Source organism: Pseudomonas brassicacearum, from assembly GCF_000585995.1.
In the GTDB taxonomy this organism is placed as follows: domain Bacteria; phylum Pseudomonadota; class Gammaproteobacteria; order Pseudomonadales; family Pseudomonadaceae; genus Aquipseudomonas; species Aquipseudomonas brassicacearum_A.
Genome location: NZ_CP007410.1, coordinates 4,857,390 through 4,882,033 on the forward strand (window position 1 = coordinate 4,857,390; position 24,644 = coordinate 4,882,033).

The window sequence follows — 24,644 nt, forward strand, 5'->3', positions numbered from 1 at the left end:
AAAAGGTTTTAAGGCAAAAGCCGATCCGGCAACAGGCGCATCAACTGCGTATCGAACCAGTCCACGAAGGCCGGCGATGGCGCGGCGTCTACCGCCAGGTACCACCAGTCGGGTGCGGCGAAGGCACGGCATTTGACGGCGTCCTTTTCCGTCATGACCACGGGCAACGAAGGCGTGAAATTCAACGCCTGGGCGCTGTATTCGGCATGGTCGGCAAACCCGTGTGGTATTGGCCGCCAGTGTAGCGTTTCGAGGGTCTTGAAGAAACGCTGGGGATTGCCGATGCCAGCCACGGCGTGCAAGGCCTGGCCGGCTGGAAAATGATCAAGGGGCCGTCGTTCGCCGCTGGCCAGGTTCACCAGCTCGGTGGGGCGCAACTCGAAAGCGAAGCCGTCTTCTCGGTCGGCACTGGCGCCGTTGTACAGCACGGCGTCGACCGATTGCAGGCGCTCGACCGGCTCGCGCAACGGACCGGCGGGCAGGCAGCGTCGGTTGCCCAGGCCACGGGCGCTATCGATCAGCACCAGTTCAAGGTCCCGGGCCAGACGGTAATGCTGCATGCCGTCATCAGACAGGATCAGGTCCAGCGCCTCGGTTTCCAGCAGTGCCCGGACCGCACGGCTGCGATCAGGATCGATCATCAGCGGCACGCCGGTGCGCTGGACAATCAGCAGCGGCTCGTCGCCCGCGACGTCGGCGCCCTGCTCGGCCTCGACCCGCCATGGCAATTGCGGCGGCTTGGCGCCGTACCCCCGGCTGACCACACCGACCCGCAGGCCACTGCGCTGGCAGTGCTGGATCATCCACAGGATCAACGGCGTCTTGCCGGTGCCGCCGACCGTGATATTGCCGACTACGATCAGCGGCACGGGGGGCTGGTAGATCTCTCCCTCGCCGGCCAGGAATCGCTCCCGCTTGCCCACCACCACTCGCCGGTACAGCCATTCCAGTGGCCGCAACAACGTCAGGGCCGGATGACCTTCGTACCACGCGGCAAGCAAACGATCGGACATGGCCATCAGGGTGCAGGCGCCGCCTCGACGGTGGTCATGCGTAAATGGCTGAAACCGAGCTTGCCGGCGGCGTCCATGGCGGTGATGACCGATTGATGAGGGGTCTTGCCGTCGGCGCTGATGGACAGCGGCAGGGTGGTGTCGCCGCCGGACTCCTTCTGCAGGGCCTCGATCAGGCTCGCCAGGTCACTCTTGGGCAGCAGCTGGTTGTTCACCGAGAACGCGCCTTCGGCGCTGATGGTGATTTCCAGATTCTTCAGTTGCTGCTCTTCAGCCGGCGAGCCACTGACGGCTTGCGGCAATTCGACCTTGAGCTGGGTTTCACGGGTGAACGTGGTGGTCACGACAAAAAACAGCAGCAGGATGAACACCACGTCGATCAACGATGCGAGGTTGATCTCGATGTTTTCCCGAGGTTTGCGGCGGAATTTCACTGCTTGCCCCCGGCCAGGTCCACGTCACGATCACCTTGCACCACCTCCACCAACTTGATGGCTTCCTGCTCCATGCCCACCACCAGTTCGTCGACGCGGCGTTGCAGGAACCGATGGAAGAACACCGCAGGGATACCCACCATCAGGCCGGCAGCGGTGGTGATCAAGGCTTTGGAAATCCCCCCCGCCAGCACGGCGGCGTTGGTGGTCATGCCGGAGCCGGTGAACGCGCTGAAAATGTCGATCATGCCCAGCACCGTACCCAACAGGCCCAGCAGCGGGGACATGGCGGCGATGGTGCCCAGGGTGCTGATGTAGCGCTCCAGTTCATGGATGACCCGGGCGGCGGCCTCTTCGATGCACTCCTTCATGATCTCGCGACCATGCTTGGAGTTCGCCAGGCCTGCGGCCAGGACTTCGCCCAGGGGCGAACTGGCCCGCAGTTCCTTGAGCTTGTCCTTGTTCAGTTGTTTGTCCTTGATCCAGACCCAGACCTGCCCGAGCAAATGCTCTGGGGTCACGCGGCTGGCCCGCAGGGTCCACAGGCGTTCGGCAACGATGCCCAGTGCCGCGATGGAACTCAGAATGATCGGCAACATCATCCAGCCGCCGGATTTGACCAATTCCCACACAGTGACAGCCCCCTCGAAAAAGTGCGCCACTTTATCATACAGACACGTCTTGGAGGCCCGACCTGCCAATAAGTCCGTCGCGCAAGGTGACCTGCGTCAATGTCCGGCCTTTGGCCCCGCAGGCGGCGGACTGCGCCAATAGCGTCGTTGCCCGGCCTCGGTGAAAGGGGGTTCATGGGCGCCCAGTTGCAGACGAATGGCGCCTTGTTCGGCACTGTCATAAATCGCCATGCCCAGCCGTCGGTAGCGAGCGAGCACCCGGGGATGCGGATGACCAAACGCGTTGCCTTGTCCCCGGGAAATCAGCACCGAATGAGGTTTCAAGCGCGACAATAGCGCCATCGACGAGGAGCTGCGGCTGCCATGATGCGCAGCGGCCAACCATTGGATCGGTACCGCCAGGGGCCCGCCGAGCAAGGCGTGTTCGGCATGGGTATCAATGTCGCCGGTCAGCAGCAAGCGCTCGCCGCCAGCCTCGACCAGCAAGACACAGGACTTCTGGTTGCTTTCAAGAGCTGCGGACCATTGCCAGAGTTCGAACCTGACCCCGTCCCACTCCCAACGCTCGCCGCTGTCGCAGGCACCCGCCTGCAGTTCATCAGGTAGCGCGGCAGGATCTCCGCTGATCACACGCGTCGTTGACAGGCCGTTACGCACGGCACGGGCACCGCCAGCGTGGTCGGCGTCGGCATGGCTGAGCAGCATCAGGTCCAGGGCCTGTACCCCCAGTTTGCGCAAGGTGGGCAGCACCACACGCTCGCCCGCGTCAGCCTCACCAAAGCGCGGCCCGGCATCGTAGAGCAGGGTATGGCGACGGGTACGCACGAGCACCGCGAGCCCTTGGCCTACGTCCAGGTGCCAGATTTCGGCATGGCCTGGCGGCACGCTTTCTCGCGGCGGGAAAACCATCAACAGCAGCATCGGCCACCCCAGCACCCGCAGCGGCAGGCCCTTGGGCAACAGCTGCAAAAAGGCACCGAGGGCGGCGATGCCCCAGGCCCAGAACGGGACCGAAGCAGGCATCCACGCCGGCATTCGCCCGGCAACCCATGCCAGCCCCTTGAACAACAAATCGAGCAAGCCGCCCGCCATCCACAGCAGCCCCTCACCGATGAATGGCACCGGCAACAACGCCGTGCCGAGCAGCGCCGACGGCAACACCAACAGGCTGATCCAAGGCACTGCCAGCAAGTTCACCAGGGGTCCGCTCAGACTGACCGGCAAGCCCAATACCAACAGCAACGGACACAGACCGACCGCCACCAGCCATTGGGCACGGGTCCAGGTCTGCCACCAGCGCCAGGGGCCCAGGCGACCGCCAAAGGTGAATATCAATATCGCCACTGCCGTAAACGACAGCCAGAACCCTGGCCGCAGGCTAGCCAGCGGATCGAACAGCAGCACGCCATTAAAGGCCAGCAGCCAGGCCCACCAAGGATCCGGATGTTTGAAGCGCCAGCGCCACAGCAGCACCAGCCCGATCATCGCGCAGGCCCGCCGCACCGGCACCTCAAAGCCGGCGAGCAAGCCATAGCCCAGGGCCGCGCTGAAGGCCAGCGCGCAGGCCCAAGGCAACCACGGCAAACGCGCCGGCCACACGCCATAGCGTGCTGCACCGGCCACAAGCAGGTACACCAGGCCGGCGAGCAGGCCGATGTGCTGCCCGGAAATCACCAGTAAATGGACGGTGCCTGTGTCTTGCAGCACTTGCCAGTCATCGCGGCTCAATCCGCTGCCGTCGCCAAGCACCAAGGCCGCCAACGCACCGGAACGACCCTGGGCATCGACCTGGGCCAGCGCCTGTCGCACGCCGTCACGCCACGCGCCCTGCGCCGGCAGGAGACGACGGCCGTCCTTCACCGTGCCAGTCGCCCCGATGCCTCGACTCAACAGCCAGGCTTCATAGTCGAAACCGTGTGGGTTCAGCAGCCCGGCGGGCCGTTTGAGTTTCACTGCCAATCGCCATCGCTCGCCGCTGCTGACGGGTGGACCACCAAACCAGGCCAGGCGCATCGAGGTCGGCAGCCGGGTACGACGTGACTGGGCATCGGCCAGTTCGAAACGCACCACGCCGTCGCTGTACTGCGGCAAGCCGACGACGCGCCCTTCGACCCAGCGGGTTTCTCCCTCCAGCGTGACGGGTAATCGGTCGTCCAGCGCAAACTGCGCCGACAGGCAGGCCCAGGCCAACCCGAACAGGAAAAAACCCAGCGGATAGGTTCGAAACGGCAAAACCATCAGCGCGAACACCGGCATGACCGCAATCAGCCACAGCGGCGGCAGTGCCGGTAAAAAAACCGGGGCCAACAGCCCCAGTGCAAGCGCGACTAATCCTGTGCGCATAACCCCGTCCTTGAGAGTCCCCTCTTCAGGCATAGCCGGTCAGGGGCACCGCGGGCGTTATCAATTGTCACAAAGTCTGAATCTGCCAGCCGTAGAATCCGGACATACTTGCGGCTTTATTGCTTTGAACCGACCGAGAAGCCTTATGCCCCGGCGCCTATTCAAACGTTACATGCCTGACCCAGAGAGCATTCGGGAACACAAATCCTTACGCTTTCTCGGCACCCTTTTGCACGATCCCAACCTTTGGCACCTCAATCGGCATTCCGTGGCACGGGCGATGGCTGTCGGCCTGTTTGCCGCTTTCCTGCCGATCCCTTTGCAGATGTTGCTGGCCGCGGCGCTGGCTATCACGGTGCGCGGCAATATACCGATCGCGGTGAGCCTGGTCTGGCTGACCAATCCGATCACGATGCCGGCGGTATTTTTCTGCACCTATCAGACCGGCGCCTGGCTGATGGATGTGCCGCCCCGCACGTTGCCTGAGGAACTGACTTGGGAATGGATCAGCGGCCAGTTGGCCACTTTGTGGCAACCGTTTCTGTTGGGTTCAGTGGTGACCGGCCTGGTACTTGGTGCCCTCGCCTACTTCGTCACCATGAGCTATTGGCGTTGGTGGGTGACTCGGCAGTGGAAGCGGCGCAAGAAAAGTCGGATGTGAGGGGTTTTGTGTGTATATCCGTTGCTGTGGTAACGGCTACTGGCGGTTCCGCTCTTACAGCGGCTCACTTTTGAGAAGCCTGCGCGGCCCGGCGAAAAGTAAGCAAAACGCTCTTGCCCCACCACTCGGTGCCTCGCTAGGGCTCGGCATGCCTGAACGAAGGCATTGCTCCGTGGGCCGCCGCGAAGGGCCATCCATGGCCCAGCGCGGCTAACCCGGCATCCATGCCGGGTTGCCCACTGCGCAATACCTTCGTTCAGCCAGCGTGGTTAATGGGGCGCCCCAGATCAAAAGCTAAAGCGAGGCGGCCTTATAGCCGACCTGATTTGGGATGAACGCGTTCCACCTGTGGGAGCGGGCTTGCTCGCGAAAGCGGAGGGTCAGTTTGTGGTGATGTTGGCTGTGCTGACGTCATCGCGAGCAAGCTCGCTCCCACAGTTTTTTTGTGTCGTGTGCAGATGCTGTGAACACCCACAACTCCATGTGGGAGCGAGCTTGCTCGCGATAGCGATGGATCAGCCACACAGATGCTGGATATAACCCCCGCTCGTGCTTTGCTTTAGATCTTGATCTTGATCTCGACGCCCCATTAACCACGCTGGCCGAACGCAGGCATTGCGCAGTGGGCACCTCGGCATGGATGCCGAGGTAGCCGCGCTGGGCCATGGATGGCCCTTCGCGGCGGCCCACGGAGCAATGCCTGCGTTCGGGCATGCCGAGCCCTAGCGAGGCACCGAGTGGTGGGGCAAAGCGCTTTTGGTTACTTTTGGCTGGTCCGGCTCCCGGCTCTTCCAAAAGTGACCCGCCGTAAGGGCGGAACCGCCAGTAGCCGTTACCGCAGCAACGGATATACACACGGTCACCACTCGCTTAAGTCCGCATCCCCCGCCCACTCACCAACAACCGCGCACACCCCACATAAAGCACCAAAGTCGCCACCACCATGAAGGTAATCGCAATACTGATCCTGATGTCCGAAACCCCAAGAATGCCGTAGCGGAAAGCGTTAACCATGTGCAGCACCGGATTAGCCAGCGACACAGTCTGCCAAAACGGCGGCAGCAGCGAGATCGAGTAGAACACCCCCCCCAGATAGGTCAGCGGCGTCAGCACGAACGTCGGAATAATGGAGATGTCATCGAAGTTGCGCGCAAACACAGCATTGATGAACCCCAGCAGCGAAAAGATCGTCGCCGTGAGCACCACCACCAATATCGTCACCCCCAGGTGATGCACCTGCAAATCGGTGAAGAACAGCGACAGCAAGGTCACGATCAAGCCCACCGCCAAACCGCGCAATACGCCACCCAGGGCGTAGCCGACCAGGATGGTATGGGGCGAAACTGGCGAGACCATCAGCTCTTCGATCGAACGCTGAAACTTGGCGCCGAAGAAACTCGACACCACGTTGCCGTAGGCATTGGTGATCACCGACATCATGATCAGCCCCGGCACGATGTAGTCCATGTACGTGAAGCCACCCATGTCGCCGATCTGCCGGCCGATCAGGTTGCCGAAGATCACGAAGTACAAAACCATGGTGATGGCCGGCGGCAGCAGGGTCTGTGGCCAGATCCGCATGAAGCGCCGAACTTCACGGTAAACGATGGTATTGAGGGCGATGAGGTTGGGGCGCAGTTCGGAACTCATACAGCCACCTTCGCCAGATTTTTCTCCACCAGGGACACGAACAACTCCTCAAGGCGATTGGTTTTGTTGCGCAGGCTCAGCACGTCGATGTTTTGCAGCGCCAACTGGCTGAACAATCCGGTAATGCCGACGGCTTTATCCACTTGGACTTCCAGGGTGTGGTTGTCCACCAGCCGGGCCGGATAACCGATGAGCTGCGGCGCAACCTGCAGATCGTTTTTCAGGTCCAGCAGAAAGGTTTCCACATGCAGTTGGCTGAGCAACTGTCGCATGCTGGTGTTCTCGACGATGGTGCCATGGTCGATGATGCCGATGTTGCGGCACAGCTGCTCGGCCTCTTCCAGGTAATGCGTGGTGAGGATGATGGTGATGCCTTTCTGGTTCAGCTCGGTCAGGAAGGTCCACATCGAACGGCGTAGCTCGATGTCCACACCCGCGGTCGGTTCGTCGAGGATCAACAGACGCGGCTCGTGCACCAGTGCGCGGGCAATCATCAATCGGCGCTTCATGCCGCCGGACAAGGAACGGGACGGCACGTCACGCTTGTCCCACAACCCCAACTGAGTCAGGTACTGCTCGGCGCGCTCCTTGGCGATCTTCGGCGGGATGCCGTAGTAACCGGCCTGGGTCACGACGATGTCGAAGGTTTTCTCGAACTGGTTGAAGTTGAACTCCTGGGGCACCACGCCGATGCAGCGCTTGAGCGCGGCGGGTTCGCGGTCCAGGTCATGGCCGAAGATATTCACCGTACCGCTGGTTTTGTTCACCAGGGTGGAAAGAATACCGATGGTGGTGGATTTGCCGGCGCCGTTGGGGCCGAGCAAGGCGAAGAAGTCACCTTCGGCGACGTCCAGATCGATACCACTCAGGGCCTGGAAACCGTTGCCGTAGGTTTTGGTTAACTGCCGGATGGACAGAGCGGAACTCATATCGGATTTACGCACCAAGAAGGGAAGAAAGAATGAAATAAGGGCGGGCGGCGAGTAATGCAACCACGGCGCATGAAGGTAATGGTGCGTGGCGTCGCCGCACAAGTACAGTCACGCGTGTCGATAGTAAGTATTAAGTCAACGCGGTCATGACGGCCTTACGGTAAGCCGGGCGCTGTTGCAACCGCGCGTACCAGGCCTGCACGTAAGGCAACGCAGCCCGCTCGATAGGCATCTCTAACCAGGCATAAATGAAACTGCCCAAGGGGATGTCGCCCATGCCGATTTCATCGCCCGAAAGGTAGGGCTGTTCGCTCAAGGTCTGCTCCACCATCGCCAGCAAGTGCTCGCACTCTTTGATCGCCGCCTTGATGGCCACCCAGTCCTGCTGCTCGGCCGGAGTGCGCAAGACGCCCCAGAATACGGTGCGAAACGGTCCGGCAAAACTGGACGTGGTCCAGTCCATCCATTTTTCAGCCTTGGCCCGTGCCTGTACGTCAGCGGGATACCACGGCGAACCCGCTGCATGGCGGGCGGCCAGGTAACGCACGATGGTGTTGGACTCCCAAAGCACGAAGCCGTCGTCTTCGATCATTGGCACGCGGCCGTTGGGATTTTTCGCACGGTATTCGGGGGTGTCCACCACGCCGAATGCCCCACCGGCGTCGATGGCCTCGTAGGCCAGCCCCAGCTCTTCGGCGCACCAGAGCGCCTTGCGCACATTCGATGAATTTTTCCGGCCCCAGATCTTCAGCATCATGGCTTCCTCGATGGATAAATGCCGCAGCAGCATACGCCGGATCAGTGTGGCGAGGGAGCTTGCTCCCGCTGGGCTGCGCAGCGGCCCCAGCTTTATGCGGTTGCTGCGCAACCGAGCGGGAGCAAGCTCCCTCGCCACAGGACATCGGTTCGCAAATTGCTGAGTCTATCCACAGCCCTTACCCAGTGATAACGACATTTCAGCCAAACAATGGCGTTTTCTCACTTTGTTAACGAACGATTTCCCACGGCTGTTGCCAACCAGACTGGCGCCATGCATCCCGGGTTTCCCACGAAATCAATCACATTGCGCTGACCGCCGGTTTTGCAGATGCCGTCTAAGCTCTGAGGGTCGGTTTTGCCCTGGTTCACGGAGGATTACATATGCTGTTGTTGTGGATACTGGTTCTGGTCGTCGGGATAGCCTGGCTGGCGCATCGGCGCACTGCCCCGCTGCCCGCGCTGGGTATCGTTGCGATCTACCTGCTGGCCATGGGCATTTTCAGCCACGCCTCCGGCTGGCTGATGCTGATCCTCTGGGTGGTGCTCGCGGCCGTCGCGGCCCCCTGCTGCTGCCAGACCTGCGCCGCAAGTATTTCAGTGCGCCGATGTTCGACTGGTTCCAGAAAACCCTGCCGCCCATGTCCCAGACCGAACGCGACGCTATCGACGCCGGCACGGTGTGGTGGGATGGTGAGCTGTTCAGCGGCCGCCCGGACTGGGACATGCTGCTGGCCTACCCCAAGGTACAGTTGACCGACGAAGAACAGGCGTTCCTCGATGGCCCGACCGAAGCGCTCTGCGCCATGGTCAGCGACTGGCAGATCGGCCAGGCCATGGACCTGCCCGCCGAAGCTTGGGCCCACATCAAGGAGCATGGCTTCTTCGCGCTGATCATTCCGAAGGAATACGGCGGTAAAGGTTTTTCCGCCTACGCCCACTCCCAGGTGGCGATGAAACTGGCCACTCGCAGTGGCGACCTGGCGTCCACCGTGATGGTCCCCAACTCCCTCGGCCCGGCGGAATTGTTGCTGCACTACGGCACCGACGAACAACGCGACCATTACCTGCCGCGACTGGCCCGTGGCGACGATATTCCCTGCTTCGCCCTGACCGGGCCGCTGGCCGGCTCCGACGCCGGAGCGATGCCCGACACCGGCATCATCTGCAAGGGTGAATGGGAAGGCCAGGAAACCCTCGGCCTGCGCCTGAACTGGGAAAAACGCTACATCACCCTCGGCCCGGTCGCCACGCTCCTCGGCCTGGCCTTCAAGGCGTATGACCCCGACCACCTGCTGGGTGACGAAGAAGACCTGGGCATCAGCCTCGCCCTGATTCCCACCGATACCCCCGGCGTGCATATCGGCCGCCGTCACCTGCCCCTGGGCGCCGCCTTCATGAACGGGCCGAACTGGGGCAAGGACGTGTTCATCCCGCTGGACTTCCTCATCGGCGGCCAGGCGATGCTCGGCAAGGGCTGGATGATGCTGATGAATTGCCTGTCGGTCGGGCGCTCGATTTCCCTGCCGGCGGTCGGTACGGGTGCGGCGAAGTTCACCAGCCTGGTGACAGGCCAGTACGCCCAGGTGCGAGAACAGTTCAACGTGCCGTTGTCGGCCTTCGAAGGCATCCAGGAAGCCATGGCGCGTATCGGTGGCAACGCCTGGATGATGGACGCCGCACGCATGCTGACCGCCAACGCGGTGGACCTGGGGGAAAAACCCTCGGTCCTGTCGGCGATCCTCAAGTACCACCTGACCGAACGTGGCCGCGAGTGCATCAGCCATGCCATGGACGTGCACGGCGGCAAGGGCATCATCATGGGCCCGAACAATTACCTGGGGCGCAGCTGGCAAGGCGCACCGATCTTCATCACCGTTGAAGGCGCGAACATTCTGTCGCGCAACCTGATGATCTTCGGCCAGGGCGCGATCCGCTGCCATCCGTTCGTGCTCAAGGAAATGGCCCTGGCCACCCGTGAAGACAAGGACCAGGCGCTGATCGAGTTCGATGGGTTGTTGCTCAAGCACATTGGTTTTGCCGTCAGCAATGCCGCCAGCACCTTGGTGCTGAACCTGGGCCTGGGGCATTTTGAAAAAACGCCTGGCAACGCCTTGAGCCAGGGTTATTTCCGCGCCCTCAACCGGCAGGCGGCGGCGTTCGCCTTGCTGGCGGACCTGAGCATGATGCTACTGGGTGGTGAGCTCAAACGCCGCGAGCGCCTGTCGGCGCGCCTGGGCGATGTATTGTCCAATCTGTATCTGTCCAGCGCAGCGCTCAAGCGTTACCACGATCTCGACTCGCCGGATCACATGACACCGCTGTTCACCTGGGCCATGGAAGAAAGCCTGGGCCAGTCGGAGCGAGCACTGGACGAACTGCTGCGCAACTTCCCGAACCGGGTGCTCGGTTGCCTGTTGCGCTTGGTGGTGTTCCCCTTCGGTCGTCGCCACAAAGGCCCGAGCGACAGGCTGGACGCCGAAGTGGCGGCTGTGATCGGCCGGGCCAAGGGCGATCCGACCCTCGAAGAGTTGCTACAGGGCTGCTATCGCCCGCAATCGAGCGACGATCCGGTGGGCGCCCTGCAACACGCCTGCGACCTGCTGGCCGCCGCCCATCCGCTGCAGAAAAAACTGCACACCGCGTTCAAGCAAGGCCAGCTCAACCCGGCCCCGGGCGAACACCTCATCGATGCAGCCCTCGAAACCGGTGTACTGCAGGCCGGTGAAGCGCAGACCCTGCGCGCGGCCGAAGCGGCGCGGCGCAAGGTCATCGATGTGGATGATTTCGATAAAGAGGAACTGACGCTCGCCGAAGCTAAAGTCCGCTGATCCTGGCGACGATGTACGCTCAACCATGTAAAAGCAGGCGCAGGGGCTTTATACTCCTGCGCCCGTTTTACTCTTGAGGACTTATCTCGTGTCCAATGTCGTTGCCGATCACCTTGTCTTGCTTGACCACTTGCGCAGCATCCTGGTCGCCGTAGGTGAGGCCGAACAGGTCCCTGAAGAAAGCCATGCCCTGTTTCTGGAGCGCTTCGACGAATTGCGCGCGCAACTGCCCGTTGACCCGATCGAAAGCCAATACCTGGGCCAGGACCTCTTGTGCCAGGTGATTGTCCGTTACCCACAGATCGCCCACCTGGTGCCGCGCGACCTGCTCTGGTACTTCGCCGGCGACTGCCTGCACTACATGCCCGACGAAGAAATCGCCCTGTACCAGGCCTTGGAAGAACGTCGTTTCGAGGCCGAACAAAACGACGAGCCCTTCGACTGGAACCAGGAAAAGCAGTTGCTGGCGATGTCGGATCAAGACAGCAAGCACTGATTGTGATCAATCAGGCAAAAGGCCCGCACGGTTAGCCCTGCGGGCCTTTTTTACGGCCGTTGCCCAAATGCGCTGCCTGGACGGGCCTCATCGCGAGCAAGCTCGCTCCCACAGAAGAACTGCTGTAAATGCAGAATGCTGCTCACCATCGGCTCAGTGTGGAAGCGAGCTTGCTCGCGATGAGGCCCGTCAAAACAACCCATCACGCTCTGGCAGCTCATAGTGCGCCGCGTCATTACGGGTACGACTCTCCCCGCCCATTGTGTGCAAGGTCGGCTCTTTCTCCAGGCACTCCACCAGATAGTCAATGAACACCCGCAATTTCGGTGGCAGGTAACGCGTCGGTGAATGCAGCAGCCACAAACCGCCATGGTAGGAAGCCAGGAACGTCCAATCGGCCAACACCTGCACGATCAACCCCTGCTCCAGCGCATAACGGGCCGTGAAGTACGGCAAGCTGCCAATGCCGATGTGCTGCAAAACCGCCCCCAGCCGCACGCCCGTGTGATTGGCCGCATAGCGTCCGCGCACACCGACGGTGACAGACTTGGTGCCTTTCTTGAATTTCCAGCGAGCGTCACTTGGGTTTTCCCCCAGATAGATACAGCTGTGCTCCAGCAAGTCGTGGGGATGCTTGGGAACGCCGTGCTCAGCCAGGTACTGCGGCGTGGCGCAGAGCAGGTGATCAATGGTCAACAGCTGACGCCCCACCAGCCCGGCCGGCGGTTGGTCAGTGATCCGGATGGCCAGGTCGACGTAATCGTCGATCAGGTCGACCTGCCGATCTTCCAGAAGCAACTCCACATCGATGTTGGGGTAACGCCGCAAGAACTCCGGCATGTGGGGATGGATCACAAAGCGCCCCACCGCCTTGGGCACGCTGATCCGAATCCGCCCCTCGGCTTGCTGGGTGAACTGACCGCTGATTTCCATCACTGAGCGGGCAGCCGCGACCATCTCCTGGCACCGTTTGAACACCTCCTCCCCGCCATCGCTCAAACGCAACTTACGGGTGGTGCGTTGCAGCAATCGGGTCGCCAGGGCTTTTTCCAGGCGAGAAATGCTGCGGCTCACAGCCGACGGCGACGACCCTGACTGGCGGGCCGCCTCGGAGAAGCTTCCGGTCTCCACGACCTTGACGAAAATGGCCATTTCGGCGAGCAATGGAAGCGGTAGATTTGTGCTCATGGCGCAACAGTCCTTTGAAATTTGAATGGATTATCACCAATTTCAGCGCATCCTATAATCCCGCCACAAAATTCTTATAAGGACATGGAATGTGACCCTTCGCCTCTTTTTCCATAGCGATGACCTCAAGGCCAATGTGGAAGTCCTGGATTGCAGCTCCCGGGAGAATGAATTTGCCGTGGTCCTGCGCGCCACGCTGTTCCATCCTCAGGGCGGAGGTCAGCCGTGCGACACCGGATGGATCGGTGAAAGCCAGGTCCTGCGCGTTGTCCAGGATGGAGCACAGATCATTCATTACGTCGACAGCCCAGTGGTCCTGGGCATGACCTCGATTTGTGTGGATGAGCAACGGAGACGATTGAATTCACGCCTGCACTCGGCCGGGCACCTGATCGGCCATTTCGCCGAAACCCGCGGCTGGACGCCGATCAAGGCACATCACTGGCCAGGCGAAAGCCGTGTGCAATTCCAGCCAGGGGAAGATCCTCAGGAACTGGACAGATCAATCATCCAGCAAGGCATCGATGGATGGATTGCCGAGGACCTGCCTCGCCTGATCGCATTACGCGAAGGTACGCGCGAAGTCGGTTTCGGTGAGCTGGCCACCTATGGCTGCGGCGGCACTCACGTGCGATGCCTGCAGGAACTGGGAGCAGTCACCATTGCCTCACTTTCACAGAAGAAAGGCACCTTGTCGGTTCACTACCACGTGGACTGATACGCTGCGGTCTGGAGCACGGCTCACGTTGAGCGTTCATCTGTTGATGAAGCCTATCGCGATCTGAAACCGGTCAGCAAAAACGCACAAAAAGACAGTTTATTGACGGCCGCTCAGCCTCTAATTCTCCTTCCGTCACTTTTTAGGCGTTTTTTACTTTTAGGCGTGGCGCTTTGCCATGTTTGAACTACCTTCAAAAAGAAGCGAGTACGGAGACAGGTAAGCCGCTCCTCAAACGATCCGATCAACATCGGTCACCTTGCTCGACAACCCGGACATTCCGGTTCCCACAAAGTTTTTCGTAAGCTGCCTGCCGTTCGGTCAGGCCGGCGTCATGCGCCCGTTTGCTTGTAGCAACGAGGCCTGTGCCCGGACCGCTGAAGGGTTGAGTGAAACAGAAGGGGCAGCCCGGGCCTCTTAAGTGATCCGTGGCACTGGTTAAGCCTAAGGATGGCCTCTCTATCGAGGATCACTTCATGACCCATCGTACCGTGCCCGTTTTAAAACAATTCATTCATGGCCTGTTCTGGATGGGCCTTGGCCTGGAGGCGGCTCAGGCCGCAGCAGCAAACTGTTCGCAGTTGGACAATTTGCCGGCAACCTTCGAGGTCGGCCAAGGGCTTCAGAGCGAACTGCGCATCCTCGCCCCCGTGACGAAATTGGCGGTGGGCGACCCGAAAATTGCCGATGTGCAACCCAGTGGCAGCGATGCCTTCATCCTTACGGGCCTGACGCCCGGCGCCACCAGCCTGATGGTCTGGACGGACTGTTCGAAGATACCTCGCCAGAGCATGGTCTTTGTCAAAGGCCGGGCCACTGAGGCGCTGACCAGTGCAGCGAGCCTCCCTTCCGAAGACCCGATGCTGCTCGCCCAGGTGCAGACCGAAATCCGTTTCGTTGAAGTCAGCCGGACCAAACTCAAGGAAGCCTCGACGTCGATTTTCGGCACCCGTGGCAATTTCCTGTTCGGTTCGCCGAGGACCTTGCCCACCATCGGCGGCATTGTCCGGCCTTCATTGCCGGTCAATAACGACATGTTCAACCTGTCTTTTGCCACCGGCAAGACCCTGTTGATGATCAACGCACTGGAAGGCAGCGGCTTCGCCTATACCCTGGCACGGCCGAGCCTGGTGGCCCTCAGCGGGCAGAGCGCCAGCTTCCTGGCCGGCGGCGAAGTGCCGATCCCGGTGCCCAGTGCCGGCAGCGACAACGTGTCCATCGAGTACAAGGAGTTCGGTATCCGCCTGACCCTGACACCGACCGTCATCGGCAAGAACCAAATCATGCTGAAGGTCGCGCCGGAAGTCAGCGAGCTGGATTTCACCAACGCAGTGAACATCGCCGGGACACTGGTTCCGGCGCTCACCGTGCGTCGCACCGATACCAGTATCGCCCTGGCCGATGGCGAGAGCTTCGTCATCAGCGGCCTGATCAGCACACGCAACAGCTCCCAGGTGAACAAATTTCCAGGGCTGGGTGATGTGCCGATTCTCGGCGCGTTCTTTCGCGACAACTCCATCAACCGCGAAGAGCGCGAGCTGCTGATGATCGTCACGCCGCACCTGGTCCAACCGTTGGCGGCCAATGCGCAACTGCCGAGCTTGCCGGGCGAACAGCTGCGCAATTACGACCCGAATTTCTACCGCATGTACTTCCTCGAACACGGCGAGTTCGACAACCGCAGCGGGCTTTCCCAATGAGCCGGCACCTGATGGGCAAGGCGTCCGATATCCAACGGGTTGCCAAGGGGCATTCAATGAAAGCAGTGATCGCAATAGCGGCGAGCTTGATGCTTGTCGGCTGTGCCAGCAACAGCGTGGTGGCGTCACGCACGGCCGATTGCGCCAAGCCCGGATCCGACCAGGAACTGGCCCTGAACATGGCTGAAGACATGGCCAATGAGGGCCGTTTGTACGCCAGCCTGGCGAACCTCGAACGCTTGCCCGAGGATCTGGTCCAGGTCCGCCTGCGTAAGGCTCGGGTGCTGCGCCTGATGGGGCGCAACGAGGCCGAACCGTTGTACAAAAGCCTGCTCGGGACGTGCCTGGCCGCGGATGGTGAACATGGCCTTGGTCAGTTAGCGGCCGCCAAAAATGACAATGCGGCCGCGACGCAATACCTCGAACGCGCAGCGAAAATGGCCCCGACCGAAGGCAAGATCCGCAATGATCTGGGGGTCGTCTACCTCAATCAACGACGCATTTCAGAAGCCCGCTTCGAGTTCATGACCGCCATGGAGCTTCAGCAGTCAGACACGCTGGCAGCGCTCAACATGGTGACCCTGCTGATCTACCAGGACAACTGGAAACAGGCCGCCGAGCTCGCGAACATGGCCAAGCTGAGCCCCCAGCAAGTGGCAGATGCCCAAGCCCGTGCGGAAAAAATCAGGGGTTCGGCCACAAACACAATGACGTTACCCGCCAACCGCCCCACCGAGATCGTCGATGCCTCAACCGGCGCGGTCAAGTAGAACGTTACGAGGAGTCTGAGCGATGAAAACCAAACAACTGATGTTCGTATGCATGGCATGCCTGTCCACCACCGCCTGGGCAATTGAGCCTGGTCCCTCTTCGGCCGCGCAACAAGGCACCGAGAGTTGGATGCAACTGCAGATCCGCGGCGTGGTGGCCTCCACCCACCTGCAAACCGCCTCGGCCACCGAACGCGAACTGGCCATGCAACGCTGGCTCAACAGCTTCAACTACCCGATCCCGGAATTCTTCGACCAGGACTCGGCAGGAGAAATCACCAGTAGCAAATGAAACACGCGGCAAGCTAAGACCACAGCCTCCGGGAGTGCCTACATCGGATCGAATGTAGGCACTCCCGGAGGCTGTGGTCTTTTGGTTTGAACGGTCGACAGATCACAGGAGCTGTAGGAGCGAGCTTGCTCACCAAGGCGGACGACAGCCAACACCTTCATTGACTGACCCATCGCTATCGCGAGCAAGCTCGCTCCCACAATGGGCCGGTGCGGAACACAAGACTCATGAACACCCACAATGTGGACTGTGCTGAACACAAGACTCATGAACACCCAAGATCACTTGTGGGAGCGAGCTTGCTCGCGATGGCGGACCGACATTCAACACCGTCATTGATTGTCAGACCGCTATCGCGAGCAAGCTCGCTCCCACAATAGATCCCGGTGGTCTACATATTCCCGAAGGCCCTGAACACGCCGATCATGGCTGGGCCGATGGCGACCAGGAAGAAGCTCGGCCACAGGCAGAAGATCAACGGGAAGATCAGCTTGGTGCCGATCTTGGCACCCATTTCTTCTGCGGCCTGGGTACGCCGGTCACGAAACTCATCGGCGTAAATTCGCAGGGTGTCGGCCACGCTGGTGCCGAAGCGAATGCTCTGTGCCAACAGGCTGACCAGACCCTGGATATCCTCCAGGCCGGTGCGCACGGCCAGTTGCCTGAGCGCCTCGGTACTGGTGATACCCGCCCGAATCTGTGCGTTGACCAAGGCCAGCTCTTCAGCTAATTCAACCTGGCTGACCGACATCTCTTCCGCCACCCGTTCGATGGTCGTGGGCAGGGCCAGGCCCGACTCGACACACACCACCATCAAGTCCAGCGCATCCGGAAAGGCCGCACGCAACCGACCTTGTCGCGCTTGCTTGCGCTTGCCGACATAGAGCGCCGGCAACAGCCAGCCGATACCGACCACCATGGTGACCGCCAGCAAAACGATGATTGCATTCACCTTGATCATCGGCAACACCAGCACCGCAGCGCCAAGCAGCGACAACGGCAGCATCAAGCGCACGGCCCAGTAGACCTGTACCGCCGAAGCGGAACGGTAACCGGCGTGGGTCAGCAAGGTCTGGGTAGCGGAGGTCCGGGTCGGGTCGGCCGAGGCGAAGCGCTGGCCAACCCGCTCCAGCAACAGTTGCAGGTTACCGGGTGCCTCCTGCCCCGCCGAACTACCTGAATACCCCCGCTTGATCAGCGCCAGGCGCCGCTGCACCGGATCCTGCAGGCCCATCAGCAGCATCAGCACCGCAACCACCGCCAGCACCGTACTGAGGCCGACCGTGGTGACGAACAACAGGCGCGCCAGCTCCTGGTTTCCGGTGAACCGACTGAACAACCCAAGCAAAAAATCCATGACTGATACCTCGCCGCGCAACAGCGTTTAAACCTGGATCCGGATGATTTTTCGTATCCAGAAAATCCCGATCAACATGGCGCAGAACGCGCCGATAATCAGCTTGTGGCCGATGGGATCATTGATCAGCACCGGCATATAACTGGGGCTTGTGAGCACGATGGCGATCGCCAGAACGAAAGGGATCGCCACCAGCACCCAGGCCGACATCCGCCCTTCTGCCGACAATGTCCGGATCTTGCGCTGGAAGCGAAAGCGCCCGCGGATCAGCCGGCTCAGGCGCTCCAGCACTTCGGTCAGGTTGCCGCCGGTTTCGCGGTGGATGAGGATCGAAGTCACCAGCATCATCACCGTCATGCTCGGCATGCGTTCCAGCAGGCCCAGCATGGCCCGGCGCACGTCGTTGCCATAGTTGATGTCAGCGAAGGTCATGCCGAATTCCTGGGCAACCGGGCCCTTGTGTTCATCGGCAACCAGGCGCAGGGTTTCGTTGAAGGGGTGCCCGGCGCGCAAGGCCCGGCACATGGCGTCCAGCGCATCCGGCAAACCCTCTTCGAACGCGGCGAAACGCCGGCTGCGGTCACGCATGATTTTCAGCACCGGCAGCCAGGTCAGTGCAAACGTCGCCAGCAGCGCCAGCCACCAGACCGACGAAACCATCAGCACCAAGGCACCGGACGCCACGCCCAGGACCAGCCCCAGCAGCATCACCCGATAGGCCCGGTATTCGTGGCCGGCCTGCTCGATCAGTTGGGTCAGGTTGGCCATGAACGGCAGCTGTTCAAGCCTGGCCTCCAAGGGCGACAGGCGCGTCAGGTACTTCTGCCGCAGCACGGTTTGCATGTTGGGCAAATGGTTGGCTTTCTCCAGCACATGCAGGCGCCCACGGATGCGTTTGCGCATTTTGCCGGCCTCGCCGAACACCGGCACCACCACGCCCTGGGACAAAAGGAAGACCGCAATGAACACCATGGCGAGGAAAATCAGAATGAATTCACCAGGAATGCTGTTCATGACTGCCGAGCCTCCATCCACTCAGGACGGAACAGGGTCAGCGGCAACTCGATGCCGCGCTTGGCTAGCACATCGCGGAATGCCGGGATCATGCCACTGGGCCGATAGTCGCCAAGTACCTCACCGTGTTCACCGATGCCCTGGCGCGAAAAGGAGAAGATTTCGGTCATGGTGATGATCTCCCCTTCCATCCCGTTGATCTCTTGCATGCTGACCACCCGTCGCTTGCCGTCTTCTTGACGCTCGAGTTGGATCACCACATCGATGGCCGAGGCAATTTGTTGACGCATGGCCTTGATGGGAAAAGTCGCGCCGGTCATCGACACCATGTTCTCGATTCGACCCAATGCGTCCCGGGCGGTGTTGGCGTGAATGGTGGTCAGGGAACCATCGTGGCCGGTGTTCATGGCCGTGAGCATGTCCAGCGCTTCGGCGCCGCGCACCTCGCCAATGACAATGCGGTCCGGGCGCATCCGCAGGCTGTTGCGCACCAATTCCCGCTGGCTCACCTCGCCGCGTCCCTCGATGTTCGAAGGCCGGGTTTCCAGGCGCACCACGTGGGGTTGTTGCAGTTGCAATTCGGCCGAGTCCTCGATGGTGACGATGCGTTCGTTGTGTGGGATGAAACTGGACAGCACGTTGAGCATGGTGGTCTTGCCGCTGCCGGTCCCGCCGGAGATCAGCACGTTCAGGCGCCCGCGGACGATGGCCTTGAGCAACAGGGCAATGGCCGGGGTCATGGTGCCCACCTGGATCAGGCTGTCGGTGTTGAGCAGATCCACCGCGAAGCGCCGGATCGACATGCTCGGGCCGTCGATGGCCAGCGGTGGAATGATCGCGTTGACCCGCGAGCCGTCCTTGAGCCGGGCATCCACCAACGGCGAGGACTCGTCGATACGCCGCCCCAGGCTGGAGACGATACGGTCGATGATGTTCAGCAGATGCTGGTCATCACGAAAGCGCACGTCGGTCCTTTGCAGTTTGCCGAAGCGCTCGACATACACCGAGGCAAAACCGTTGACCAGGATGTCGGAGACGCTATGGTCGGCCAGCAACGGTTCCAGAGGTCCCAAGCCAAGCACTTCGTCGGTGATCTGCTTGATGATCAACTGACGGCTGGCAGAACTCACCGGTGCCGAGTGCTCATCGAGCAGGCGCTGGCAGATGTCGCGAATCTGCCGCGTGGCCTCGATTTGCTCCAGGGCATCGAGCAAGGACAGGTCCATGACCTTGAGCAATTGCTGGTAGATTTTTTCCCGCCACTCGGCTTCCAGTGGGGTGACCTGGCTGCGGGTTTCGTAGAGCACGTCCGGGATGGCGTGTTCCCAGGCCATCAATTCCTCGGTCGTGTCCGCCGGGCTATCGCCACGCGAGGCGACCACTGAAGGTTTACCGGACTGTTTGCGCAAGCGGTTGCGAAAGTCACTGATCATGGGTCATCCCCCGAAGAAACGGTTGAAGGCACGTTTGAGCAAGCCTTTGTTCGTGGCCATCTGGTGACCGACCAGGTCTTCGGTCAAATCGCGCAAGGCGGCGGTGATGGCCGCCCTCGGCGCATGCAGTCCCAACGGCACGCCAGTGTTCTGACTCTGGCTGACCAGGTTGAAGTCATTGGGTAGTTTCGACAGGTTCGTGCAACGCAGGGCCTCGCCGATGTCCTTGAGGCTGATGGCGGCTGACTTGTCATAGCGGTTGACCACGATCTGCAATTGATCCCCGCGCACACCCAGGTCTTCGCGAAGAATCCGCACCAGGGCGCTGGCGTCGCGCAGGTGGCTGACGCTCTGTTGCACCACCACATACACCCGGTCCACCTGCTCCAGCACGGAGCCGGTGAGGTGATCGATCTGCCGCGGCAGGTCCACCACCACCCAGTCATAGCTGGCACGGGCCAGTTGCAACAAGGTATCGAGCTGTTCGGGTTGGGCGTCCTGGGGCAGGCACAACTCGCCGGCCCGGCCACCGAGCACATGCAGGGTCGGGCTGAAGTGGCTGCAGAAGCCCCGCAGCGCGATGCTGTCCATATCCTCGACCTGTTGCAGCACCTCCAGATGGCTGTGGGTCTGCGCCACGTCCAGGTAATGGGTCACGCTGCCGAACTGCAGGTCCATATCCAACAACAAGGTATTACCCGCCCGGGCACTGAGCTGCTGGGCCAGATTGCAGGCCACCAACGTGCCGCCAGAGCCACCCTTGGCGCTGATCACGGCGACCAGCTTGCCTTCGGCCCCGTTGCCGAGGCGAACCTCCGCCACCAGGCGGTTCAAGGCCGCCACCAATTCCGTCTCGGCAATCGGCTCGGGCAGCACATCGCGGGCGCCGGCCTGCATCGCCAGGCGCATGCCTTCCTGTTCACCCAGCGGACCGCAGACCAACAGCGGGGGGCGCTCATGGGCCGGGCGTTGCAGCAACGCCGCCAGCTCTTCGCGCCACAAGTGGCTGACCCGCAGTAGCAACAAGTCGGGCATCCGGTCCAGGCCATAGAGCGGGTCGACATGCCCGTTGCTCACCAGGCGCGTGCTGACTTCCAGGCTTGGCATGCGCTGGCAGACGCATTGCAGGTCGCGCAGGGAGGTGGCGTCGCGGCTGCTGATCAGTATTCGCAGCCCGGCTCTGCCGGTAGCGGTCGAGAGCGGAGTTTCCCTGGTATTCAGCATGGTGTGATCTCCCCGGAATCGGAATGACGCCCAAGGCTTTCGCGTGGCAAGGTTGCCCTGAACGTGGGCAAGGTAATGGGCACGCCTAAGCCGGGAATGAATAGGTTGAAAACGAAGTTCTGCACGCTCAAGCGAACGTAGCGAATGGCACGAAAACCGTTGGCGCCGGAGGTGTCGGCGGGATTCGCCACGACGGCACCGTCGACATCCAGATAGGTCAGCGCCAGGTTCGAGGTCGCCAGGCTGCTGATCAGTTGGCTGGTGCCGGTGTCCGTCGCGGCGTTGAAGATGGCCCGGCGCAACACCACCGGGTCGCTGATATTGCACACCGCCGCCAGCCGCGCACCACGCCGTGCTGCTTCATCCAGCGCATTGACCGTGAAGTACAGCCGGCCCATTTCCACCACGCCGAACAGCAGGATGAACACCAGCAGGCCAACGAAGGAGAACTCCACGATGTAAGTACCGCGCATGTGTTTATTGTTCATCACAGCACCCTCATGACAGTGGTCGCGACCAGTTGGATGCCCAGGGGAATGGCGTTGCCGAAAAAACCCGGAATCGAGCCAGCGCAGTTGCCCGCGCCAATCACCGGGCAGAAGGTGTAGGTAATGGTGACGCGCACATGGTCGATGCCCACGGCGGCGACCTGCACATTCGCCGTCGTCAACCCTGATACCACGGCGCTGCCGACCGCGCTGGGCACGCCATACACCGCCACGTTTTTCGTCTGGGTCAGTAGTGTGTTGCTCAGGGCCACGGTGCCGAGGGTGGAGTTCCAGGCCTGGCTGGCGACGAAGCGATCGGCATCCCGACTGGCCTGCAGCAGCACGTTGTATTGGTAGAGCATGCGACCGAACTCGCCGAAGGCCAGCAACAGCAGCAGCAACAATGGCAGTACCAGGGTGAACTCCACCAGCGCCACGCCTTGTTGGGCCTGCGGTGGCTTGAATTGGGCAAGTCTCATGACGCCTCCTACGAGTCGGTGCTCGGAGTGCCGCTGCCGTTGAGATAGGTTTTGTAGAGCTGGATGATCTGCGGGCCGGAATCGTTGAAGGGCGTGGGACCGGGTACGTTATCGCCCTCGCACTCCTGGACGAATTGGCCGAAGACCAACGAGTCCGTCCCCCCACCATTGACCGGTTGCACGACGAAATAGCAGCCGAACCCCAGGACAGGAATCGAGGTGGAGCCGCCCTGCTTGCCCGTGCAGTTGCCGATCACGATTTTCAGCATCCGGCGCTCGAAAACCCCATTGCTCTGGCAGCCACTGGCGCCTCCCGCCACGCAAGCGGCGACCTTGGCCCGCCAGTCGTTGTAATCCTGTATCGCCTCGCCGTTCGCCGAAAGATCACCGTTGTTCGACGTGATAGGCTTGTTTTTGTATTGCGCCTGGGCGAGCGCATCGTTGTAGGTCATCGCCGGGGAGCTCGACGTCGTGACCAGGTCCGGTGGATAGTCCGACGCACTGACCGGACCGTTATAAATGCCGAAACGCGTGTTCAAGCCCTGGGACGTCGGGCCGGCGGTATTGCCCGGCGACGTCTGGACGGTGTCCCCGACACTGCGGCAGGCCGAGCCGCCACCCGCCAGATCCTCCCGGACCGCGCTGCCGCCCGAGCCAAAATCGAGCAGTTGGAAGTTGCCCGGCCCGATGGGCGATGAATTGCCCGCCGCTGTCTTCAAGACCTCCAGGTCGCCAAAACGGTAACCCCAGAAATTCCCGGTGGACGGGTCATATTGCGAGGCGTCGCCGCAGACCATCAGGGGCGCCAGATCACAAGGCGAAGTGGGGCTGGGACCGGCGGTGGCGATCGCTGCAACCCTTTTGCTGCCCAGGCCGGCGCTGCCCATCGTTTGCACGAAACTCCAGAAAAAACCGTTCAGTTGATAGCTGGGCACCGACACCCGCACGTATTTGGCGTCCGTCGGGCCGGGATAGGAGAACGGGCCATAGACGCTGCTCGACAGCTCCACCACGGCAAACGCCCCCGGGTTGCCGGCGACGGCGGTGGACAGTTCAGTGTTGCCCAAGGCTTGGGCATTTTTTGTCAGCGTATCCAGGGCCGCGGTTCGGGTCGTGCTCGCCATATTGACGCCGCCGGTGACCTGGCTCAGGGTCTTGGCACCGCTCAGGGCCGCGGCGTCCACTGCATTTTGCAAGCGCGTCTTGTTCAACAGCATGTGTCCGCCGTCCAGGGCCAATGCGGCCATCATGGAAATCGCCACCAACGCGATTACCACCAACACACTCACCGCCCCTTCCTGGTGCCGAGGCACAGGGAAAGGCTGCCGGATACTGGGGTTCATCATCACATCCTCGTGGACTGACGTTGAGGATCGGCATCGCCTGGAAGACCAGGCGTTTTTCTGCGCCCGTTAGCGAACGTTGATCACGCTGCGCTCGGTTCCACGGATCACCGTGACCGAGCCAACGTCCTGCGCCTTGGCGATACGTTGCACCATGGGTCTTGGCGCCGGAGCGGCGACCGCCATGACCGGTGCAGGCGGTGTCGGCGCAACAGCCACGGCCTTTTTCTCCAGGTTCAACGGGTTGCGCAATGCCAGTTGCAGCTTGCCTTCGGTCTGCGCGGTGACCAGTGCCTCCGCTTCGCTGGCCGACATTTCCAGCGTGACGGCCCGCACCACCACTGGCTGGGTCTTGTCGGTGCCTGCGGTCTGGTCCACCGCCAATACCCGCAGGTTTTCAAGGATGGTCCGCGACACGGCGTTGTTGCTGCCAGCGGTGGTGGTTTTGGTCGCCAGGACATCGACCCGGTTACCCGGTAACAGGAAACCGCCCACGCCGACCACGTCGTCCACTCGGACTGATATGGCGCGCTTGTCAGGGGCGATCAGTGAGGCCAGGGTGCTGCCACCCAGGTGTTCGCTCAGACGGGCACCGCGCACGATGTCGCCACGCAGGATGTCGAACGTGGCGATCTTGCCCACGGCCTGTTCGCTGGAATCGAAGGCGTCATCCGGAATCGTATCCATGGGCATGCGCACGGTCGTGACCTGCTGGGCCTCGACCATCTGCCCGAAAGGAATTTCCACCGTGGCAATCACTACGCTTCGCAAGTGATCATCGGGGGTGGCGTTAAGTCGTGCGCTCAGCCAGGAGTCAGCCATCCATGCGGCACCAAGGCCCATTACCAGGGAAACGCCTATCAGCGAAAGCGTACGAGAGCTCATGTCGG

At 61.3% G+C, this 24,644-nt stretch carries 22 protein-coding genes and 1 pseudogene; 7 read left to right on the top strand and 16 right to left on the bottom strand.

Annotated elements, in window-relative coordinates:
• Positions 1-8: 8 nt before the first annotated feature.
• The 4 genes from lpxK to CD58_RS20650 all read right to left on the bottom strand — a co-directional run bounded on the left by lpxK (position 9) and on the right by CD58_RS20650 (position 4,422).
• A complete protein-coding gene (gene lpxK, locus CD58_RS20635) occupies positions 9-1,019 on the bottom strand; it encodes a tetraacyldisaccharide 4'-kinase (RefSeq protein WP_025214873.1) in 1,011 nt (336 codons plus the stop codon).
• Positions 1,019-1,447, bottom strand: a complete 429-nt coding sequence (locus CD58_RS20640) for an ExbD/TolR family protein (protein ID WP_025214874.1) — start codon at positions 1,445-1,447, stop codon at positions 1,019-1,021. The genes lpxK and CD58_RS20640 overlap by 1 nt, the downstream gene beginning before the upstream one ends.
• Positions 1,444-2,079 carry a MotA/TolQ/ExbB proton channel family protein gene (locus tag CD58_RS20645; RefSeq protein WP_025214875.1) on the bottom strand — a complete coding sequence of 212 codons (636 nt, stop codon included), beginning with the start codon at positions 2,077-2,079 and terminating at the stop codon, positions 1,444-1,446. The genes CD58_RS20640 and CD58_RS20645 overlap by 4 nt, the downstream gene beginning before the upstream one ends.
• A 96-nt stretch (positions 2,080-2,175) precedes the next feature.
• Positions 2,176-4,422 (bottom strand): DNA internalization-related competence protein ComEC/Rec2, encoded by a 2,247-nt coding sequence (locus tag CD58_RS20650; RefSeq protein WP_025214876.1) that lies wholly within the window; start codon positions 4,420-4,422, stop codon positions 2,176-2,178.
• A 145-nt stretch (positions 4,423-4,567) separates the two neighbouring features.
• Here CD58_RS20650 and CD58_RS20655 point away from each other — a divergent pair, with 145 nt between their 5' ends.
• Complete coding sequence (locus CD58_RS20655; RefSeq protein ID WP_025214877.1) at positions 4,568-5,083, top strand: DUF2062 domain-containing protein; 516 nt, start codon at positions 4,568-4,570, stop codon at positions 5,081-5,083.
• Positions 5,084-5,953: 870 nt separating this feature from the next.
• Here CD58_RS20655 and CD58_RS20660 read toward each other — a convergent pair.
• The 3 genes from CD58_RS20660 to CD58_RS20670 all read right to left on the bottom strand — a co-directional run bounded on the left by CD58_RS20660 (position 5,954) and on the right by CD58_RS20670 (position 8,419).
• Positions 5,954-6,733: an ABC transporter permease gene (locus tag CD58_RS20660; protein WP_025214878.1), complete on the bottom strand. Its 780-nt coding sequence runs from the start codon at positions 6,731-6,733 to the stop codon at positions 5,954-5,956.
• Positions 6,730-7,662 carry an ABC transporter ATP-binding protein gene (locus CD58_RS20665; RefSeq protein ID WP_025214879.1) on the bottom strand — a complete coding sequence of 311 codons (933 nt, stop codon included), beginning with the start codon at positions 7,660-7,662 and terminating at the stop codon, positions 6,730-6,732. The genes CD58_RS20660 and CD58_RS20665 overlap by 4 nt, the downstream gene beginning before the upstream one ends.
• A 133-nt stretch (positions 7,663-7,795) precedes the next feature.
• Positions 7,796-8,419, bottom strand: coding sequence for a glutathione S-transferase family protein (locus tag CD58_RS20670; protein WP_038436924.1), 624 nt, complete (start codon positions 8,417-8,419; stop codon positions 7,796-7,798).
• A gap of 386 nt (positions 8,420-8,805) precedes the next feature.
• Here CD58_RS20670 and CD58_RS20675 point away from each other — a divergent pair.
• Together CD58_RS20675 and CD58_RS20680 are read left to right on the top strand one after the other, a co-directional pair.
• Positions 8,806-11,252 (top strand): annotated as a pseudogene (locus CD58_RS20675) (acyl-CoA dehydrogenase).
• Positions 11,253-11,340: 88 nt separating this feature from the next.
• On the top strand, positions 11,341-11,748 hold the full coding sequence (locus tag CD58_RS20680) for a PA2817 family protein (protein ID WP_003204309.1): 408 nt from the start codon (positions 11,341-11,343) through the stop codon (positions 11,746-11,748).
• A 189-nt stretch (positions 11,749-11,937) separates the two neighbouring features.
• On the opposite strand, the gene CD58_RS20685 is transcribed toward CD58_RS20680, so the two are convergent.
• Positions 11,938-12,936 carry a LysR family transcriptional regulator gene (locus CD58_RS20685; RefSeq protein WP_025214883.1) on the bottom strand — a complete coding sequence of 333 codons (999 nt, stop codon included), beginning with the start codon at positions 12,934-12,936 and terminating at the stop codon, positions 11,938-11,940.
• Between the two features lie 91 nt (positions 12,937-13,027).
• Between CD58_RS20685 and CD58_RS20690 the strand changes: the two genes are divergently transcribed.
• From CD58_RS20690 to CD58_RS20705, 4 genes are all read left to right on the top strand, one after another.
• Positions 13,028-13,654, top strand: coding sequence for a serine-tRNA(Ala) deacylase AlaX (locus CD58_RS20690; RefSeq protein ID WP_025214884.1), 627 nt, complete (start codon positions 13,028-13,030; stop codon positions 13,652-13,654).
• A 476-nt stretch (positions 13,655-14,130) separates the two neighbouring features.
• A complete protein-coding gene (locus tag CD58_RS20695; RefSeq protein ID WP_025214885.1) occupies positions 14,131-15,354 on the top strand; it encodes a type II and III secretion system protein family protein in 1,224 nt (407 codons plus the stop codon).
• Between the two features lie 56 nt (positions 15,355-15,410).
• Positions 15,411-16,124 (top strand): tetratricopeptide repeat protein, encoded by a 714-nt coding sequence (locus CD58_RS20700; RefSeq protein ID WP_025214886.1) that lies wholly within the window; start codon positions 15,411-15,413, stop codon positions 16,122-16,124.
• Positions 16,125-16,146: 22 nt separating this feature from the next.
• Entirely contained in the window at positions 16,147-16,416 is a 270-nt protein-coding gene (locus CD58_RS20705) for a DUF3613 domain-containing protein (protein WP_025214887.1), read from the top strand.
• Positions 16,417-16,807: 391 nt separating this feature from the next.
• On the opposite strand, the gene CD58_RS20710 is transcribed toward CD58_RS20705, so the two are convergent.
• The 8 genes from CD58_RS20710 to cpaB all read right to left on the bottom strand — a co-directional run bounded on the left by CD58_RS20710 (position 16,808) and on the right by cpaB (position 24,639).
• On the bottom strand, positions 16,808-17,773 hold the full coding sequence (locus CD58_RS20710; RefSeq protein WP_025214888.1) for a type II secretion system F family protein: 966 nt from the start codon (positions 17,771-17,773) through the stop codon (positions 16,808-16,810).
• Between the two features lie 27 nt (positions 17,774-17,800).
• A complete protein-coding gene (locus CD58_RS20715) occupies positions 17,801-18,787 on the bottom strand; it encodes a type II secretion system F family protein (protein WP_025214889.1) in 987 nt (328 codons plus the stop codon).
• Complete coding sequence (locus CD58_RS20720) at positions 18,784-20,220, bottom strand: CpaF family protein (protein WP_025214890.1); 1,437 nt, start codon at positions 20,218-20,220, stop codon at positions 18,784-18,786. The genes CD58_RS20715 and CD58_RS20720 overlap by 4 nt, the downstream gene beginning before the upstream one ends.
• Positions 20,221-20,223: 3 nt before the next feature.
• The gene (locus CD58_RS20725) at positions 20,224-21,444 is read right to left on the bottom strand and encodes an AAA family ATPase (RefSeq protein ID WP_025214891.1); all 1,221 of its coding nucleotides are present in this window, start codon (positions 21,442-21,444) and stop codon (positions 20,224-20,226) included.
• The gene (locus CD58_RS20730; protein ID WP_025214892.1) at positions 21,438-21,932 is read right to left on the bottom strand and encodes a TadE family protein; all 495 of its coding nucleotides are present in this window, start codon (positions 21,930-21,932) and stop codon (positions 21,438-21,440) included. The genes CD58_RS20725 and CD58_RS20730 overlap by 7 nt, the downstream gene beginning before the upstream one ends.
• On the bottom strand, positions 21,932-22,411 hold the full coding sequence (locus tag CD58_RS20735) for a TadE/TadG family type IV pilus assembly protein (RefSeq protein WP_025214893.1): 480 nt from the start codon (positions 22,409-22,411) through the stop codon (positions 21,932-21,934). Before CD58_RS20735 ends, CD58_RS20730 begins: the two co-directional genes overlap by 1 nt.
• A gap of 8 nt (positions 22,412-22,419) precedes the next feature.
• Positions 22,420-23,757, bottom strand: coding sequence for a TadE/TadG family type IV pilus assembly protein (locus CD58_RS20740; protein ID WP_025214894.1), 1,338 nt, complete (start codon positions 23,755-23,757; stop codon positions 22,420-22,422).
• 66 nt (positions 23,758-23,823) lie between these two features.
• Entirely contained in the window at positions 23,824-24,639 is an 816-nt protein-coding gene (cpaB, locus tag CD58_RS20745) for a Flp pilus assembly protein CpaB (protein ID WP_025214895.1), read from the bottom strand.
• Between the last annotated feature and the right edge of the window lie 5 nt (positions 24,640-24,644).